Source organism: Streptomyces sp. NPDC085866 (assembly GCF_044541035.1).
Lineage (GTDB): Bacteria > Actinomycetota > Actinomycetes > Streptomycetales > Streptomycetaceae > Streptomyces.
This window is the reverse complement of the sequence record NZ_JBITSQ010000002.1, coordinates 367,523-382,566: the sequence shown is the minus strand read 5'-3', so window position 1 is coordinate 382,566 and position 15,044 is coordinate 367,523. Positions and strand designations below refer to the sequence as shown.

Genomic DNA, 15,044 nt, shown 5'->3' with positions numbered 1-15,044 from the left:
GGAAGCGGAGATCCGGCGCCTCGTCGAGCTGGCCCGGCTGGGCGAGGTCGTCGACCGGCGGCCCGGCCGCCGACGTCGGCGAGCGCGGCAGCGACCTCTCCGGCGGCGAACGCCAACGCATCGCCCTCGCCCACGCGTTGCCGGCCCGCCCCTCGCTGCTCCTGCTGGACGAGCCCGCCTCCCACCTCGACGCGATCAATGAAGCGGCCACCCGTCGACGCGGGTGTTCACCTGCGCAGGCGACGCTCGCGCAACACCGCCGCATACACCTCCGCCGTCGCCGCGGCAGCCGCGTCCCAGCCGAAGGACCGGGCGTGCCGGGCCGCGGACGTACCCATGCGGGCGGAGCGTGCCGGGTCGTCGGCGAAGCGGCACAACTCCCGTGCGTAGTCAGCCGGATCGTGCCCTGGTACGAGAACTCCGCTCACACCGTTTCGCACCGCCACCGGCAGACCGCCGACCTCGGCGGCGATCACCGGTGTGCCGCAGGCCTGTGCCTCGACGGCGACCAGCCCGAAGGACTCGCTGTAGGACGGCATGACGACAACCGACGCCGCGCGATACCAGTCGGCCAGTCGGTCCTGGCCGACCGGCGGCCGGAACAGCACGACGTCCAGGACGCCGAGCCGGGCCGCCAGCTTCTGCAGCTCGTCCGGCTCGGACAGACCGCTGCCGCTCGGCCCGCCCACGACCGGCACCAGGATCCGTTCACGCAGCCACGGCCGCTCCTCCAGGAGCCGGGCCACCGAGCGCAACAGGACGTCCGGCCCCTTCAACGGCTGTATGCGGCCGGCGAAGAGCGCGACGAGTGCGTTGTGCGGCAGACCGAGGCGGGTGCGGGCGGCGGCCCGGCCGGCCGAGACGCCGGAGGTGTCGGGCCTGAACCGGTCCAGGTTGACTCCGGGGTGGACGACGGCGACCCGGTCGGCGTCGGCGTCGTAGTGGCGCAGGAGGTCCTCCGCCTCCCTCTCGGTGTTCGCTATCAACCGGTGTGCGGCCCGCACGACTTGTGTCTCCCCGATCACGCGGCTCGCGGGCTCGGGGGTGTCGCCCTCGGCGAGGGAGGCGTTCTTCACCCTGGCCATGGTGTGCATGGCGTGCACCAGCGGGACGCCCCGGCGCTCGGCGAGTTGACGGCCGACGTGGCCGGAGAGCCAGTAGTGCGAGTGGAGCAGGTCGTAGTGACCGGGGCGGTGGCCGGCCCAGGTCTGCGTCACACCCCGGGTGAAGGCGCACAGCCGGCCCCGGAGTTCCTCCTTGGCCAGGCCGGCATAGGGGCCCGCGTGCACATGCCGTACCAGGACTCCGGGCGCGAGTTCGACGCTCGGCGGGAGCTCGGCGGAGGTGGCCCGCGTGAAGATCTCCACCTCGATGCCGAGGGCGGCGAGGCGTACCGCGAGCTCGACGATGTAGACGTTCATCCCGCCGGCGTCGCCGGTGCCCGGCTGGTGCAGCGGTGATGTGTGCACGCTGAGCATGGCCACGCGGCGGGGCAGGTGCCGGCTCATTTCTCGAACCCTCCCTCCGGCTGCGGTGGCGGGTCGAGGCGGTGCTCGCCGGAGTAGACGTTCATGGAGCCGCCGCGCAGGAAGCCGACGAGAGTGAGCCCGGTCTCCGCCGCGAGGTCCACCGCCAGGGAGGACGGTGCCGAGACCGCCGCCAGCATCGGGACGCCCGCCATGACCGCCTTCTGTGCCAGCTCGAAGGACGCCCGCCCGGACACCAGCAGAATCCTCCGGGACAGCGGCAGTTCGCCGGACCGGAGTGCGCGGCCGATGAGCTTGTCGACGGCGTTGTGCCGACCGATGTCCTCCCGGAGATCCAGCAGTTCGCCCTCGGGCGAGAAGAGCCCGGCCGCGTGCAGGCCGCCGGTCCGGTCGAACACCCGTTGCGCGGCCCGTAGTCGGTCGGGCAGGGCGGCCAGCGCCTTCGGGGTGACTCGGAGCGGGGGCCGGTCTCGGATCGGCCACGCGGCGGTGGTCCGCACGGCCTCCAGACTCGCCTTCCCGCACAGCCCGCAGGACGAGGTGGTGTAGACGTTCCGCTCGAGCGTGATGTCGGGCAGGGGCACGCCGGGAGCGAGCCGTACGTCGACGACGTTGTACGTGTTCGCACCGTCCTCCGTCGCGCCCGCGCAGTAGACGATGTTCGCCACGTCCTCGGCCCGGCGGACGACGCCCTCGCTCACCAGGAACCCGGTGGCCAGCGCGAAGTCGTCACCGGGTGTGCGCATGGTGATCGCCAGTGGCCTGCCGCCCAGCCTGATCTCCAGCGGCTCCTCGGCCACCAGTGTGTCCGGCCGCGCGCTCACCGCTCCGTCCCGGATGCGCAGCACGCGCCGTCGCTCGGTGACCCGTCCCATGGCCCGACTCCCGCCTCAGCACTCGATGACGTTGACGGCGAGGCCGCCACGCGCGGTCTCCTTGTACTTGACCTTCATGTCGGCCCCGGTCTCCTTCATGGTCTTGATGACCTTGTCGAGGGAGACGTGGTGACGGCCGTCGCCGCGCAGGGCCATCCGAGCGGCGGTCACGGCCTTGACCGCGGCCATGCCGTTGCGCTCGATGCAGGGGATCTGGACCAGGCCGCCGACCGGGTCGCAGGTCAGGCCGAGGTTGTGCTCCATCCCGATCTCGGCGGCGTTCTCCACCTGCTCCGGGCTGCCCCCCAGCACCTCGGCCAGACCGCCCGCGGCCATCGAGCAGGCCGAGCCGACCTCGCCCTGACAGCCGACCTCGGCCCCGGAGATGGAGGCGTTCTCCTTGAAGAGCATGCCGATGGCGCCCGCCGCGAGCAGGAACCGGACGATGCTCTCCTCGTCGGCGCCGGGAACGAAGTCGAGGTAGTAGTGCAGGACGGCGGGGATGATGCCCGCCGCGCCGTTCGTCGGCGCGGTCACGACCCGGCCGCCCGCGGCGTTCTCCTCGTTCACCGCCATCGCGTAGAGGGTCACCCACTCCATCGCCCGGCTCCCCGGGTCGCCCTCGCTGCGCAGCGCCCGGGCCGCAGCCGCGGCCCGGCGGCGCACCTTCAGGCCGCCGGGGAGGATGCCCTCGCGGGACAGGCCGCGGGAGACGCAGGCCCGCATGACCCGCCAGATCTCCAGCAGTCCCGCGCGGATCTCCTCCTCGGTGCGCCAGGCCTTCTCGTTCTCCAGCATCAGCGACGAGATGGACAGGCCCGTCTCCTTCGTGAGGCGGAGCAACTCGTCGCCGGTGCGGAAGGGGTGGGGCAGCGCCGTGTCGTCGAGCTTGATCCGGTCCGCGCCGACGGCGTCCTCGTCGACCACGAAGCCGCCGCCGACCGAGTAGTACGTCTTCTCCAGCAGTGGCAGGCCGTCGGCGTCGTATGCGAAGAGGGTCATGCCGTTGGCGTGGTACGGCAGTGACCGCCGGCGGTGCAGGACCAGGTCGGTGGAGACGTCGAAGTCGAGCTCGTGGGCCGCACCGATCTCCGCCCCGAGGAGGCGGATGCGTCGCGTGGCGCGGATCCGCTCGACGTCCAGCTCGGCCTGGGCGATGTCGACGGTGTGCGGCTCGTTGCCCTCCAGCCCGAGCAGTACGGCCTTGGGGGTCCCGTGGCCGTGCCCGGTGGCGCCGAGGGAGCCGAAGAGCTCCGCCCGCACCGCGGCGGTCTGGGCGAGCAGGCCGTCCTTCTTCAGCCGGGCGGCGAACATCCCGGCGGCCCGCATCGGGCCGACGGTGTGCGAGCTGGACGGGCCGATGCCGATGGAGAACAGGTCGAAGACGCTGATTGCCACGCCATACTCCGTGGGATGGGCGGGGCGTGCCGGGCATGTCCCGGGCACGCCCCTGCGGGAGGGTTGTCGGTCACCGGCCCGGGTGGAGCGGCTGCTTCTCCGCCAGGGCGGTGACGCGGACCCCGAGCGCGGACGGCGCGGGCGGTGGGGACGGGCGGCTCATGCGACGGGTGCCGCGGTGGCCGGGACGAGGGTGCGGCGAAGCCGGTTGAACAGCTTCGGCCGGTTGAGGGAGAGCACGGCGACGGCGGAGCCCTCACGGTGGTAGACGGCCGTGAAGGAGCGGCTGTCGAGGTCGCCCTCGACGACCTCGGGCACGGCACCGGGAGCGACGTGTCCGGCGAGTTGGATGCGCACCTGGTACTGGTCGGACCAGAAGTACGGCGCGGTGCGCGGGGCGGGGGCCGACACCCCGGAGAGCAGCGTGCGGGCAGCGGTTGTCGCCTGTTCGGTGGCGTTGCTCCAGTGCTCGACACGGGCATGCCGTCCGGTGAACGGATGCGGGCAGCGGGCGACGTCACCGACGGCGACCACGGCCGGGACGGCGGTCGCACAGCCGGCGTCGCACACCACGCCGTCGTCGACCTGTACGCCGGAGCCGGCCAGCCAGTCGGTGGCGGGTCGCACCCCCACCCCGACCACGACGATGTCGGCGGGCAGCACCCGCCCGTCGGTCAGTCTCACTCCGGTGACCCGGCCGCTGCCGGTGAAGCCCGCCACGCCGGTGCCGCACAGCAGTCCGACCCCGTGATCGCTGTGGAGCGAGGCGCACACCAGCCCCATCTCACGCCCCAGTTGGCGCTCCAGTGGTACGTCGAGCGCCTCGACGACGGTGACATGGAGCCCCAGCCGGTGGGCGGTGGACGCCACCTCGGCGCCGATGAAACCTGCGCCGATGACGACGACCCGGGGCAGGCCGTTCAGCAACTCCGTGCGCAGGGACCGGGCGTCGTCCAGGGTCCGCAGGGTGTGGACGCCGGCCAGCCCCTCCATGCCGGGGAGCCTGCGGGGTGTGGCTCCCGTCGCGATGACCACTCCGTCGGTGCGCAGTTGCCGTCCTCCGGCCAGGGTCACCGAGCGGTCCGCCGGGTCCAGTCGGACCGCGCGCTCGCCGAGCAGCCACCGCACCCGCAGCTCCTCGTACTCGGCCGCGTCGCCCAGCGCGAGCGCGTCGGCGTCGAGGTCGCCCTTGAGGAACTCCTTGGACAACGGAGGCCGGTCGTAGGGGGTGTGCCGCTCCTCCCCGACCACGACGATCTCGCCGTCGTAGCCCTCCGTGCGCAGCGCGCGCACCGTGCTGAGGCCGGCCAGCGACGCTCCGACGACGGTGATGCTCCTCATGCCGGTCCTCCGGGTACAGAACACTGTCTCGAATAACACAACATCGATCGCTATACGCAACATGCTTTCCGCTGCGCCGATCGACTGTCAAGAGATGGGCGGACATTTGTTTTCCATGGCGAACCGGACATCGCTATCCGCAACGCAGCGGGGAGGCAGTAGGGCAGAGCTGGGCCCGTCCACCTGCCGGAGGGGCCGAGCGGCAGGTGGACGGGCGGTACCGGGGGCGGCCTGGATCAGCGGACGGGTCCTACGTCGAGCTTGTCCTGCAGCCAGGTGTGGAAGGCGCCGATGTGGTGCTCGCTGGGCACCAGGACACCGCCCTTGGTGTAGACCCGCGAGCTCATCCCGGGCTGGGTGCGCTCACAGGCGTCGAAGTCCTGCTGGTTGACGCGGTGGAAGAGCTCCACCGAACGGTCCACGTCCTTGCCGCTCTCCACCACGTGCGGCAGGTAGAGCCAGTCGCACTCCACCACCGTGCGGTCGTGCGCCAGCGGGTACATCCGGTGGAAGATCACGTGGTCGGGCACGAGGTTGATGAAGACCTGCGGCTTGACGGTGATGGCGTAGTACCGGCGGTCCTGACCCTGCGCGACCCCGGGAATGCGATCCAGGCCCTCGGAGCCGTCGACGGTGAAGCCCTTGACCTCCTCCCCGAACTCCGCGCCGTGGCCCACGTAGTACTGCGCCGCGTACCCGTCGGCGAACTCCGGCAGGACCTCGGTGAGTTCGGGATGGATGGTGGCGCAGTGGTAGCACTCCATGAAGTTCTCGACGATGAGCTTCCAGTTGGCCTCGACGTCGTAGGTGATGCGCCGGCCCACCTTGAGGTCGTCGATCCCGTAGTTCTCGATCGATTCGGTGTCGCCCAGCCGCTCGACCGCGGCCCCGATCACGTCCTCCTCGAAGGACGGCGGATTGTCGGCCAGGCACACCCACACATAGCCGAGCCACTCCCGGACGTGCACGTTGACGAGGCCGTACGCGGTCCGGTCGATGTCCGGCATCGAGGTCAGGTTCGGCGCGGCGACCAGCTTGCCGTCAAGGCCGTAGGTCCAGGCGTGATAGGGGCACTGGAACGCCCGCTTGACCTCGCCGGACTCCTCGGTGCAGAGCTTGGCGCCGCGGTGCCGGCAGATGTTCAGGAACGCCTTGATCGCGCCGTCCCGGGAGCGTGAGACCAGCACGCTCTCCCGCCCGACCTGACAGGTGCGGAACTGACCGGGCGCGGCCAGTTCCGCGGCACGGGCCACGCAGAACCACATGGCCTCGAAGACGCGCTCCTGCTCCAGAGCGAAGACGGCGGGGTCGGTGTAGTACTCCCCGGAGAGCGTGGAGATCAGGCTCGGGGGCAGATCGGTCGTGGTCATCGGTGTCACCTCGAAAGATGTCAGACGCGGACGCGGCGCGGGTCGAAGAGGGCGATGGGGTGATCGGTGGTGCCGTCGGTGGCCAGGTCGGCGATGATCTCGCCGATCACCGGTACGAACTTGAAGCCGTGGCCGGAGAATCCGCAGGCCACGGTCACCCGCGGGTGCTCGGGGTGTTGCGCGAGGACGAAGTGCTCGTCCGGGGTGTTGCTGTACATGCAGGCCGCGGCCTTGAGGAAGCGGCCGGGCAGGGCCGGGATGCGCGGGCGCAGATGCGCGGCCATGGCCTCGATCTCGTCCGGGTGGATCTGCCGGTCCAGGGTGTCCGGGTCGCTGGGGACGCCCTTGCGGAAGAAGGCGACCTTGGCGCCGCCCTCGGGGCCGTCGAGGGACGGGAAGCCGTAGATCTGGGTGCCGTCCGGGTCCTCCCAGATGTAGACGGGATGCCGGTCGGCGGTGAACGGGCCCGTTCCGCCCTCGGGTTGGAACCAGTACATGACCTGGCGCTCGACCGTCACCTGCACACCGAGGTCGGGCAGGAGCTTCGACGCCCAGGCTCCGGGGGCGAAGACGAGCCGGTCGGCCGTGTAGGCGCCGCGGTCGGTGACCACCCAGGCCTTGCCGCCCGGACCGTCGGCCTCCCAGCCGAGGACCACTTCCGCGAAGTGCAGGTCGGCGCCGTGGGCCCGGGCCAGGTCGAGGTGCGCGGTGACGGTCGCCTCGGGCCGGGCGATCCCGGCCCTGCGCTCGTGGAAGGCGACGTCTTCGGCGGCCGGGTTGAAGGTGGGGAAACGGCGCCGGATGTCGGCGGCGTCGAGGACCTCGTGGTCCAGGTCCCACTGCCGGGCACTGTGCAGGGTGCCGGCGAAGGCCGTGCTGTCCTCGCGGCCGATCATGAGACCACCGGTCTCGGTGAAGACCTCGTACCCGGAGTCGACGGCCAGCTTCTCCCACAGTTCGTGGGCGCGGAGCAGCAGCGGTACGTAGGCCGGGTCCTCGAAGTAGGCCTGGCGGTAGATACGGGAACCGCCGTGGCTGGAGCCGAGGTTGTGGGCCGGCCCGAAGCGTTCCAGGCCGAGCACCCGCTGACCGCGGACGGCGAGGTGGTAGGCGGCTGCGCTGCCCATCCCGCCCAGGCCGACGACGATGACGTCGTACGAAAGGGCCATGTGTCCATCTCCCTGGGAATCGTGCTGACGATGCGTGGGATCCGCCCCGGGGCGGTTCGGCGCCGGATGCGCGACGTCTCCGGGATGCGTGTCGTGCCGGTGTCACCGTGCCCGGTGTGCACGATCGGTCCGCGCCGTCACAGGACCACCACCGAGCGCAGCACCTCGCCCCGATGCATCCTGTCGAACGCCGCCTCCACCTCGTCCAGGGCGATCGTCTCGGTGACGAAGCCCTTCAGGTCGAAGCGGCCTTGCAGGTACAGGTCGATCAGGGCGGCAAAGTCGCGGGAGGGCAGACAGTCGCCGTACCAGGAGGACTTCAGCGCCCCGCCGCGGCCGAAGACGTCCAGGAGGGGCAGCTCGAGGGTCAGCTCCGGGGTGGGGACGCCGACCAGGACGGCGGTGCCCGCCAGGTCGCGGGCGTAGAAGGCCTGTCGGTAGGTCTCGGGGCGGCCCACCGCGTCCACCACGACGTCGGCGCCGAAGCCGCCGGTGAGGGCGCGAACGGCCTCGACGGCGTCGGTCTTGGTGGAGTCGACGGTGTCGGTGGCGCCGAACTCCTCGGCCCACTTGAGCTTGCGCTCGTCGACGTCGACGGCGATGATCCGGCTCGCGCCCGCCACCTTGGCACCCGCGATGGCGGCCATGCCCACGCCGCCGCATCCGATCACCGCGATCGAGTCTCCGCGGCCGACACCGCCGGTGTGGACGGCCGCGCCGAACCCAGCCATCACGCCGCAGCCGAGGAGCCCTGCCGCGGCGGCCGAGGCGGTTGCGTCCACCTTGGTGCACTGCCCGGCGGCGACCAGTGTCTTCTCCGCGAAGGCACCGATACCGAGGGCCGGGGTCAGCTCGGTGCCGTCGGACAGCGTCATCGACTGCGTGGCGTTGTGCGTGGCGAAGCAGTACCACGGCCTGCCCCTGCGACAGGACCGGCACTTGCCGCAGACGGCACGCCAGTTGAGTACGACGAAGTCGCCGGGTGCGACGTCCGTGACGTCCTCGCCGACCGCCTCGACCACGCCCGCCGCCTCATGGCCGAGCAGGAACGGGAACTCGTCGCCGATCCCGCCCTCCCGATAGTGCAGGTCGGTGTGACAGACGCCGCACGCCTGCACCTGCACCAGCGCCTCGCCCGGGCCGGGGTCGGGCACCCGGATGCTCTCCACCGTCACCGGGGCACCCTTCTTCCGGGCGACTACGGCGCGTACCTCGTGTGCCACTTGGCTCTCCTCGTTGAGGGGATGTTCGGGACGGCGGGACGTCGATCGTTCCTCCGGAGTGATCGACGGAGGGAGAGAAGACTGGAGCGTCGTTGCGTATTACGCATTAAGCGTCGCTATAAGCAACGGTCAAACTGTCTGCTCCTGCGGCGGCAACTGTCAAGGCGCGCCACCGAAGCTCTTGCGACTTTCTCGAGCCGCCTCCATGATGTTGCGCATTGCGATTGATGCATCACATGACGAGACACGTGCCGCTCTACGTAAGGTTGCGCCATGAGCAACAGCACGGACGGTCGACCCGAGTCCCCGGTGCAGTCCGTCGACCGGGCCGCGAGCATCCTCGAGTTACTGGGGCGCCAGGAAGAGGCGGGCGTCACCGAGATCGCCGCCGAACTCGGGGTGCACAAGTCGACGGCATCCCGGCCGGCCACCGCCCCGGAACTGCGCGGACTGATCGAACAGGCGGAGGAACGGGGCAAGTTCCGCCTCGGCCTCGGCCTGATCCGCCTGGCCGGCGCCGCCACCGTGCGACTGGACCTCTCCCGGCAGAGCCGCCCGGTGCGCGAGCGACTGGCGGTACAGATCGCCGAGACCATCAACGTGGCCATCCTCGACGGGGACGCCGCCATCAACATCGACCAGGTGCTCGGCCCCTCGGCCATCACCACGCACAACTGGCTCGGCCGGCGCACACCGCTGCACGCCACCTCCAGCGGCAAGATCCTGCTGGCACACCTGCCCGAACCGGAACTGGAGAGCAGGCTCGCGGCACCCCTGGAGCGCTGCACACCCCGCACCGTCACCGATCCCGGCGCGCTGCGGACACAGCTGAGGAGCGCACGCGCCGACGGGTGCGCCTACAGCGTCGAGGAGCTGGAGACGGGGCTGAACGCGGTGGCCGCGCCGGTCTTCACCTTCAACGGCCAGGCGGTGGCGGCACTCAGCGCCTCAGGACCGTCCTTCCGGCTGTCCGAGCAGCGACTGCCGGAGGTTTCCGCCCTGGTGCGGGCCGCCGCCGAGCAGATCTCGAACCGGCTGGGCCATCTCGTTCGCCGCTGAGCCCACCCCGACATCCGGCCGTTGCGCATCACACAGCGCGATGCGCCAAGAAGAACACCACCCCTTGACCAGTCAGCCACCCTGGCTGGACCATGTTGCGTATCATCCAAATCGTTGCGCATTGCGCACCAAGGGAGGATGTCATGTCTCCTCGACCGCAGCCCGGCCGCGAGTTCGTCCTCACCCTCTCGTGCCCCGACCGGGCCGGCCTCGTCCACGCCGTGACCAGCTTCCTGGTGAGCCACTCGGGCAACATCCTGGAGAGTCAGCAGTTCGACGACCGGCTCCAGGACCGCTTCTTCATGCGGGTGCACTTCGACGTCTCGGGTCCCGCCTCGCTGGAGGACCTGCGCACCGGCTTCGGTCCGGTCGCCGAGGCGTACCGGATCACCTGGCGGCTGCACGACGCGTCGACCCCGACCCGCACGCTGATCATGGTGTCGAAGTTCGGCCACTGCCTGAACGACCTGCTCTTCCGCAAGTCGACGGGCGCGCTCAACATAGAGATCCCGGCGATCGTCTCCAACCACCGCGACTTCGAGCCGCTGGCGCAGAACTACGGCATCCCCTTCCACCACATCCCGGTGACACCCGACACCAAGGCGGAGGCCGAGGCGCGGCTGCTCCGACTCGTCGACGAGCTCGACATCGACCTGGTGGTACTCGCCCGGTACATGCAGATCCTCTCCGACGACCTGTGCAAGCAGCTCGAAGGCCGGGCCATCAACATCCACCACTCCTTCCTGCCGAGCTTCAAGGGGGCCAGGCCGTACGTCCAGGCCCACCAGCGCGGCGTCAAGCTCGTCGGGGCCACGGCGCACTACGTCACGCCCGACCTCGACGAAGGCCCGATCATCGAACAGGACGTCGTCCGCGTGACCCACTCGCACGCCCCGGACGAGCTGGTCACCCTGGGCCGCGACGTCGAGGCCCAGGTGCTCGCCCGCGCCGTGCAGTGGCACAGCGAGTCCCGGGTACTGGTCAACGGCCACTGCACGGTCGTCTTCCGCTGACGCGCCGGACGCCTTCACCATTGCCTCGCCGAATCCACGGGACACAGGGACTCCGGTCCGTATAGTTGCGCTATGAGCAACTACACGGCAGATGGAGAAACAGCAGCTCCCGGAGTGAACGGGGTGCAGTCCGTCGACCGTGCCGTCAGCGTCATGGAGATCCTCGCCCAGCGCGGCGAAGCGGGGGTCAGCGAGGTCGCCGCCGAGCTCGACGTCCACAAGTCGACCGCGTTCCGGCTGCTCGGGGCGCTGGAGGCACGCGGTCTGGTCGAGCAGGCGGCCGAGCGGGGCAAGTACCGGCTGGGCTTCGGGATCGTGCGTCTCGCAGGTGCCGTCACCGGCCGCCTCGACCTCACCCAGCAGGGCCGGCCGGTGTGCGAGCGGCTGACAGACGAGGTCGGCGAGACGGTCAACATCGCCGTCCTGCAGGAGCACTACGCGGTCAACCTCTACCAGGTGCGCGGCCCGGGCGCCGTCGGCTCGCACAACTGGGTCGGGCAGCTCACTCCCGTGCACGCCACGTCCAGCGGCAAGATCCTGCTGGCCCATCTGCCGGCGCAGGAGCGTGCCCGTGTGCTCGCGGCCGCCGGGCTGAAGAAGCTGACGCCGCACACCCTGACCGCACAGACGAAGCTCGAACAAGACCTCACCGAGGCGCGCGAGCGCGGATACGCCGTGACGCTGGAGGAGTTGGAGGTCGGTCTGCACGCGATGGCGGCCCCGATCCGCTCCCGGGACGGCGAGGTCATCGCCGCCATCAGCGCATCGGGGCCGGCGTACCGCTTCACCGAGGAACGCATCCACGAACTCGCACCCGCGCTGCTCAAGGGCGCGCAGGAGATCAGCCACCGGATGGGCTACCTGGGCTGAGCCCCCTCCGGGCCCGCGGCGGGCGCGACACGGCGTTCCAGGCGTACGACGACGCTCTTGGACGTCGGCGTGTTGGAGGTGTCGGCCACCGCGTCGAGCGGGACGAGCACGTTGGCCTCGGGGAAGTAGGCCGCACAGCAGCCACGGGGCGTGTCGTACGCGACGGCACGGAACGCCTCCGCCCGCCGGTCCGGACTGTCCGGCCATTCGCTCACGAGGTCCACCGGATCGCCGTCCTCGATCCCGCGCTCCGCGAGGTCGTCTGGGTGGACGAAGACCACCCGTCGTCCCTGGCGGATGCCGCGATAACGGTCGTCGAGGCCGTAGATCGTGGTGTTGTACTGGTCGTGGCTGCGCAGGGTCTGCAGCAGCAGGCGGCCAGGCGGTACCCGCAGCACCTCCACGGGGTTGACCGTGAAGTTGGCCTTGCCCGTGCGCGTCGGGAAGCGCCGCTCGTCGCGAGGGGGGTGCGGCAGGGTGAAGCCGCCGGGGCGCCGCACCCGGGTGTTGAAGTCGGTGAAGCCGGGCACGACCCGGGCGATGCTGTCGCGGACGGCGTCGTAGTCGGCCTCGAAGACCGCCCACGGCACGTCGCCGCCCGGGCCGAAGAGGCTCCGGGCCAGCCGGCAGACGATGGCCGGCTCGGAGAGCAGGTGCGGCGATGCGGGCGGCAGTCCGCCCCGGGAGGCGTGCACCATCCCCATCGAGTCCTCGACGGTGACGAACCGGTTCGCCCCGTCCGGCCCCCGGTCGCGCTCGGTACGGCCGAGCGTGGGCAGGATGAGGGCTTCGCGGCCGCAGACGGCGTGGGAACGGTTCAGCTTGGTGGAGACCTGGACGGTGAGCCGGCAGCCGCGCAGGGCGCGCTCGGTGGCGGTCGTGTCCGGGGCGGCGGAGACGAAGTTGCCTCCCATGGCGAAGAACACCTTCACCTCGCCGGTGCCCATCGCCCGGATCGTCTCCACCGCGTCCAATCCGTGCCTGCGGGGCGGCTCGAAGCCGAACTCGCCTTGCAGCGCGTCGAGGAAATCCGGCGCCGGCTTCTCGTAGATGCCCATCGTGCGGTCGCCCTGCACGTTGGAATGGCCGCGCACGGGACACACTCCGGCGCCTGGACGCCCGATGTTGCCGCGCAGCAGAAGGAAGTTCACCACCTCACGGATGGTGGGCACGGAGTGCTTGTGCTGGGTCAGGCCCATCGCCCAGCACACCACGACCGACCGGGCGGACAGGACGTCGCGGGCGGTGGCCTCGACGGCGTCGAGCGGAAGTCCGGTCGCCTCCGCGACGTCGCCCCAGTCGAGTTTGCGCAACTGGTCGGCGTAGGCCTCGAAGCCGTCGGTGTGCTCGGCGATGAAGTCGTGGTCGAGGACCGTGCCGGGCGCGGCGTCCTCGGCGTCCAGCAGCAGCCGCGACAGCGCCTGGAAGAGCGCCAGGTCGCCGCCGAGCCTGATCTGCAGGAAGCGGTCCGCGAGGGGCGTGCCGCCGCCTGCGAGGCCGCGGGCGTTCTGCGGGTTCCTGAAGCGCAGGAGCCCGGCCTCCGGCAGTGGGTTCACGGCGACGACGCGCGCTCCGCGGCGCTTGGCCTGCTCCAGGGCGGACAGCATCCGGGGGTGGTTGGTGCCGGGGTTCTGCCCGACGACGAAGATCAGCTCGGCGTCGTACAGGTCGTCGAGGTGGACACTGCCCTTGCCGATGCCGATCGTCTCGGTGAGCGCCGAACCGCTCGACTCGTGGCACATGTTCGAGCAGTCCGGCAGGTTGTTGGTGCCGAACTGCCGCACGAACAGCTGGTAGAGGTACGCGGCCTCGTTGGAGGTGCGGCCCGAGGTGTAGAAGGCGGCCTCGTCGGCGCTGCGCAGCGCCCCGAGCTCCCGGGAGACGATGTCGAACGCCGTCTCCCAGGTGACCGGCACATACGTCTGCGAGTCGGCCGGCTTGTACATCGGCCGGGTGAGCCGGCCCTGTTGGCCCAGCCAGTAGTCGCTGCGGCCCGCGAGCTCACTCACCGGGTGCGCGGCGAAGAAGTCCGGGGTCACCCGGCGGACGGTGGCCTCCTCGGCGACGGCCTTGGCGCCGTTCTCGCAGAACTCGGCCGTGTGCCGGTGGTCCGGCTCGGGCCACGCGCAGCCGGGGCAGTCGAAGCCGTTCCTCTGGTTGACCTTGAGCAGGGTCAGCGCGGTGCGCCGGGCGCCCATCTGGTCGTACCCCATGCGCAGTGCGTGTGTCACCGCGGGGAGCCCGGCGGCCCACTGCTTGGGCGCGGTCACCTCGAGGGCGCCCTCGCCGGGTTCCTCGCGCGGGGCCTTGCGTGCCATGGCTGTCTCTCCTCACGGACAGGGCGAACAGGGCGGACAGTGCTGTCAGCGCAGCTGGGCCCGCGCCGACATATCGGCCTCGGCGCCCCAGCGAGCGGTCACCCGTACCGCGTCGCACGTCGAGGCGACATCGTGCACACGCAGGCACCAGACGCCCTGCGCTGCGGCCAGAACGGACACGGCGGTGGTCGCGGCGTCCCGCAGCGGCGCCGGGCGGGGGTCTCCGGTCTCCGGATCCGCCAGCAGTCGGCCCAGGAACGACTTGCGTGACGCGCCCAGGAGGACGGGACGACCCAGTGCGGCCACCTCCCGGAGCCGGCCCAGCAGTTCCCAGTTGTGCCCGGGCTCCTTGGCGAAGCCCAGCCCGGGATCGACGATCAGGCAGTGGCGCGGGATCCCCGCCCGCAGCGCGGCCTCGATCCGCAGGCGCAGTTCGTCGACCACGTCCGTGACGACATCTCCGTATACGGCGTTGGCCTGCATACCGGCGGCGTGTCCGCGCCAGTGCATCAGCGCGTACGGCGTGTCCGCCCGCGCCATCAACGGCAGCATCGCGGGGTCGGCGAGGCCGCCCGAGACGTCGTTGACCAGCCGGGCGCCCGCGTCGAGGGCGCGGGCGGCCACCTCGGCCCGCATGGTGTCCACGCTGACCACCCCGCCCGCCGCGGCGAGTTCCCTGACGACGGGCAGTACGCGCCGCAACTCCTCCTCGGCAGGCGGGCGTACGGCGCCCGGGCGGGTCGACTCACCGCCGACGTCCACGATGTCGGCGCCCTTCTCGAACAACGCGAGTCCGTGGGCGACGGCCGTTTCCGGGGCGAACGACCGGCCGCCGTCCGAGAACGAGTCCGGGGTCACGTTCACCACGCCCATGACCAGCGTCCGGCCCGGCCGGGGCAGCCCGTGCGGGTGCAGGTCCGG

General features: G+C 71.0%; 12 protein-coding genes and 1 pseudogene. 4 read left to right on the top strand and 9 right to left on the bottom strand.

The features are described 5' to 3' along the window. Position 1 precedes the first annotated feature (1 nt). Positions 2-218: pseudogene (locus tag ACIF83_RS05130) on the top strand (ATP-binding cassette domain-containing protein); the annotation flags it as partial. A 9-nt stretch (positions 219-227) separates the two neighbouring features. On the opposite strand, the gene mshA reads toward ACIF83_RS05130, so the two are convergent. The 7 genes from mshA to ACIF83_RS05095 all read right to left on the bottom strand — a co-directional run bounded on the left by mshA (position 228) and on the right by ACIF83_RS05095 (position 8,863). After that, positions 228-1,508: a D-inositol-3-phosphate glycosyltransferase gene (mshA, locus tag ACIF83_RS05125; RefSeq protein WP_399723523.1), complete on the bottom strand. Its 1,281-nt coding sequence runs from the start codon at positions 1,506-1,508 to the stop codon at positions 228-230. After that, on the bottom strand, positions 1,505-2,362 hold the full coding sequence (gene fdhD / locus ACIF83_RS05120) for a formate dehydrogenase accessory sulfurtransferase FdhD (protein ID WP_399723521.1): 858 nt from the start codon (positions 2,360-2,362) through the stop codon (positions 1,505-1,507). The genes mshA and fdhD overlap by 4 nt, the downstream gene beginning before the upstream one ends. A 15-nt stretch (positions 2,363-2,377) precedes the next feature. Next, the gene (locus ACIF83_RS05115) at positions 2,378-3,760 is read right to left on the bottom strand and encodes an L-serine ammonia-lyase (protein ID WP_393477402.1); all 1,383 of its coding nucleotides are present in this window, start codon (positions 3,758-3,760) and stop codon (positions 2,378-2,380) included. A gap of 159 nt (positions 3,761-3,919) precedes the next feature. After that, positions 3,920-5,101: an NAD(P)/FAD-dependent oxidoreductase gene (locus ACIF83_RS05110; protein ID WP_399723519.1), complete on the bottom strand. Its 1,182-nt coding sequence runs from the start codon at positions 5,099-5,101 to the stop codon at positions 3,920-3,922. Between the two features lie 236 nt (positions 5,102-5,337). Then, on the bottom strand, positions 5,338-6,471 hold the full coding sequence (locus ACIF83_RS05105; protein WP_399723517.1) for an aromatic ring-hydroxylating dioxygenase subunit alpha: 1,134 nt from the start codon (positions 6,469-6,471) through the stop codon (positions 5,338-5,340). A 20-nt stretch (positions 6,472-6,491) separates the two neighbouring features. Further along, positions 6,492-7,640 (bottom strand): N-methyl-L-tryptophan oxidase, encoded by a 1,149-nt coding sequence (gene solA / locus ACIF83_RS05100; RefSeq protein WP_399723515.1) that lies wholly within the window; start codon positions 7,638-7,640, stop codon positions 6,492-6,494. Between the two features lie 137 nt (positions 7,641-7,777). Next, the gene (locus tag ACIF83_RS05095) at positions 7,778-8,863 is read right to left on the bottom strand and encodes an S-(hydroxymethyl)mycothiol dehydrogenase (RefSeq protein WP_393477413.1); all 1,086 of its coding nucleotides are present in this window, start codon (positions 8,861-8,863) and stop codon (positions 7,778-7,780) included. A 273-nt stretch (positions 8,864-9,136) separates the two neighbouring features. Here ACIF83_RS05095 and ACIF83_RS05090 point away from each other — a divergent pair, with 273 nt between their 5' ends. The 3 genes from ACIF83_RS05090 to ACIF83_RS05080 all read left to right on the top strand — a co-directional run bounded on the left by ACIF83_RS05090 (position 9,137) and on the right by ACIF83_RS05080 (position 11,805). Further along, the gene (locus ACIF83_RS05090; protein WP_399723512.1) at positions 9,137-9,922 is read left to right on the top strand and encodes an IclR family transcriptional regulator; all 786 of its coding nucleotides are present in this window, start codon (positions 9,137-9,139) and stop codon (positions 9,920-9,922) included. 143 nt (positions 9,923-10,065) lie between these two features. Then, positions 10,066-10,935 carry a formyltetrahydrofolate deformylase gene (purU, locus tag ACIF83_RS05085; RefSeq protein ID WP_393477419.1) on the top strand — a complete coding sequence of 290 codons (870 nt, stop codon included), beginning with the start codon at positions 10,066-10,068 and terminating at the stop codon, positions 10,933-10,935. 72 nt (positions 10,936-11,007) lie between these two features. Continuing rightward, the gene (locus tag ACIF83_RS05080; protein ID WP_398138061.1) at positions 11,008-11,805 is read left to right on the top strand and encodes an IclR family transcriptional regulator; all 798 of its coding nucleotides are present in this window, start codon (positions 11,008-11,010) and stop codon (positions 11,803-11,805) included. Here ACIF83_RS05080 and ACIF83_RS05075 read toward each other — a convergent pair. Continuing rightward, positions 11,793-14,123 (bottom strand): FdhF/YdeP family oxidoreductase, encoded by a 2,331-nt coding sequence (locus tag ACIF83_RS05075; protein ID WP_399723510.1) that lies wholly within the window; start codon positions 14,121-14,123, stop codon positions 11,793-11,795. The two genes, ACIF83_RS05080 and ACIF83_RS05075, sit on opposite strands and share 13 nt — an antisense overlap. A 45-nt stretch (positions 14,124-14,168) precedes the next feature. Beyond that, a complete protein-coding gene (folP, locus tag ACIF83_RS05070) occupies positions 14,169-14,996 on the bottom strand; it encodes a dihydropteroate synthase (RefSeq protein WP_399724052.1) in 828 nt (275 codons plus the stop codon). Positions 14,997-15,044: the final 48 nt, after the last annotated feature.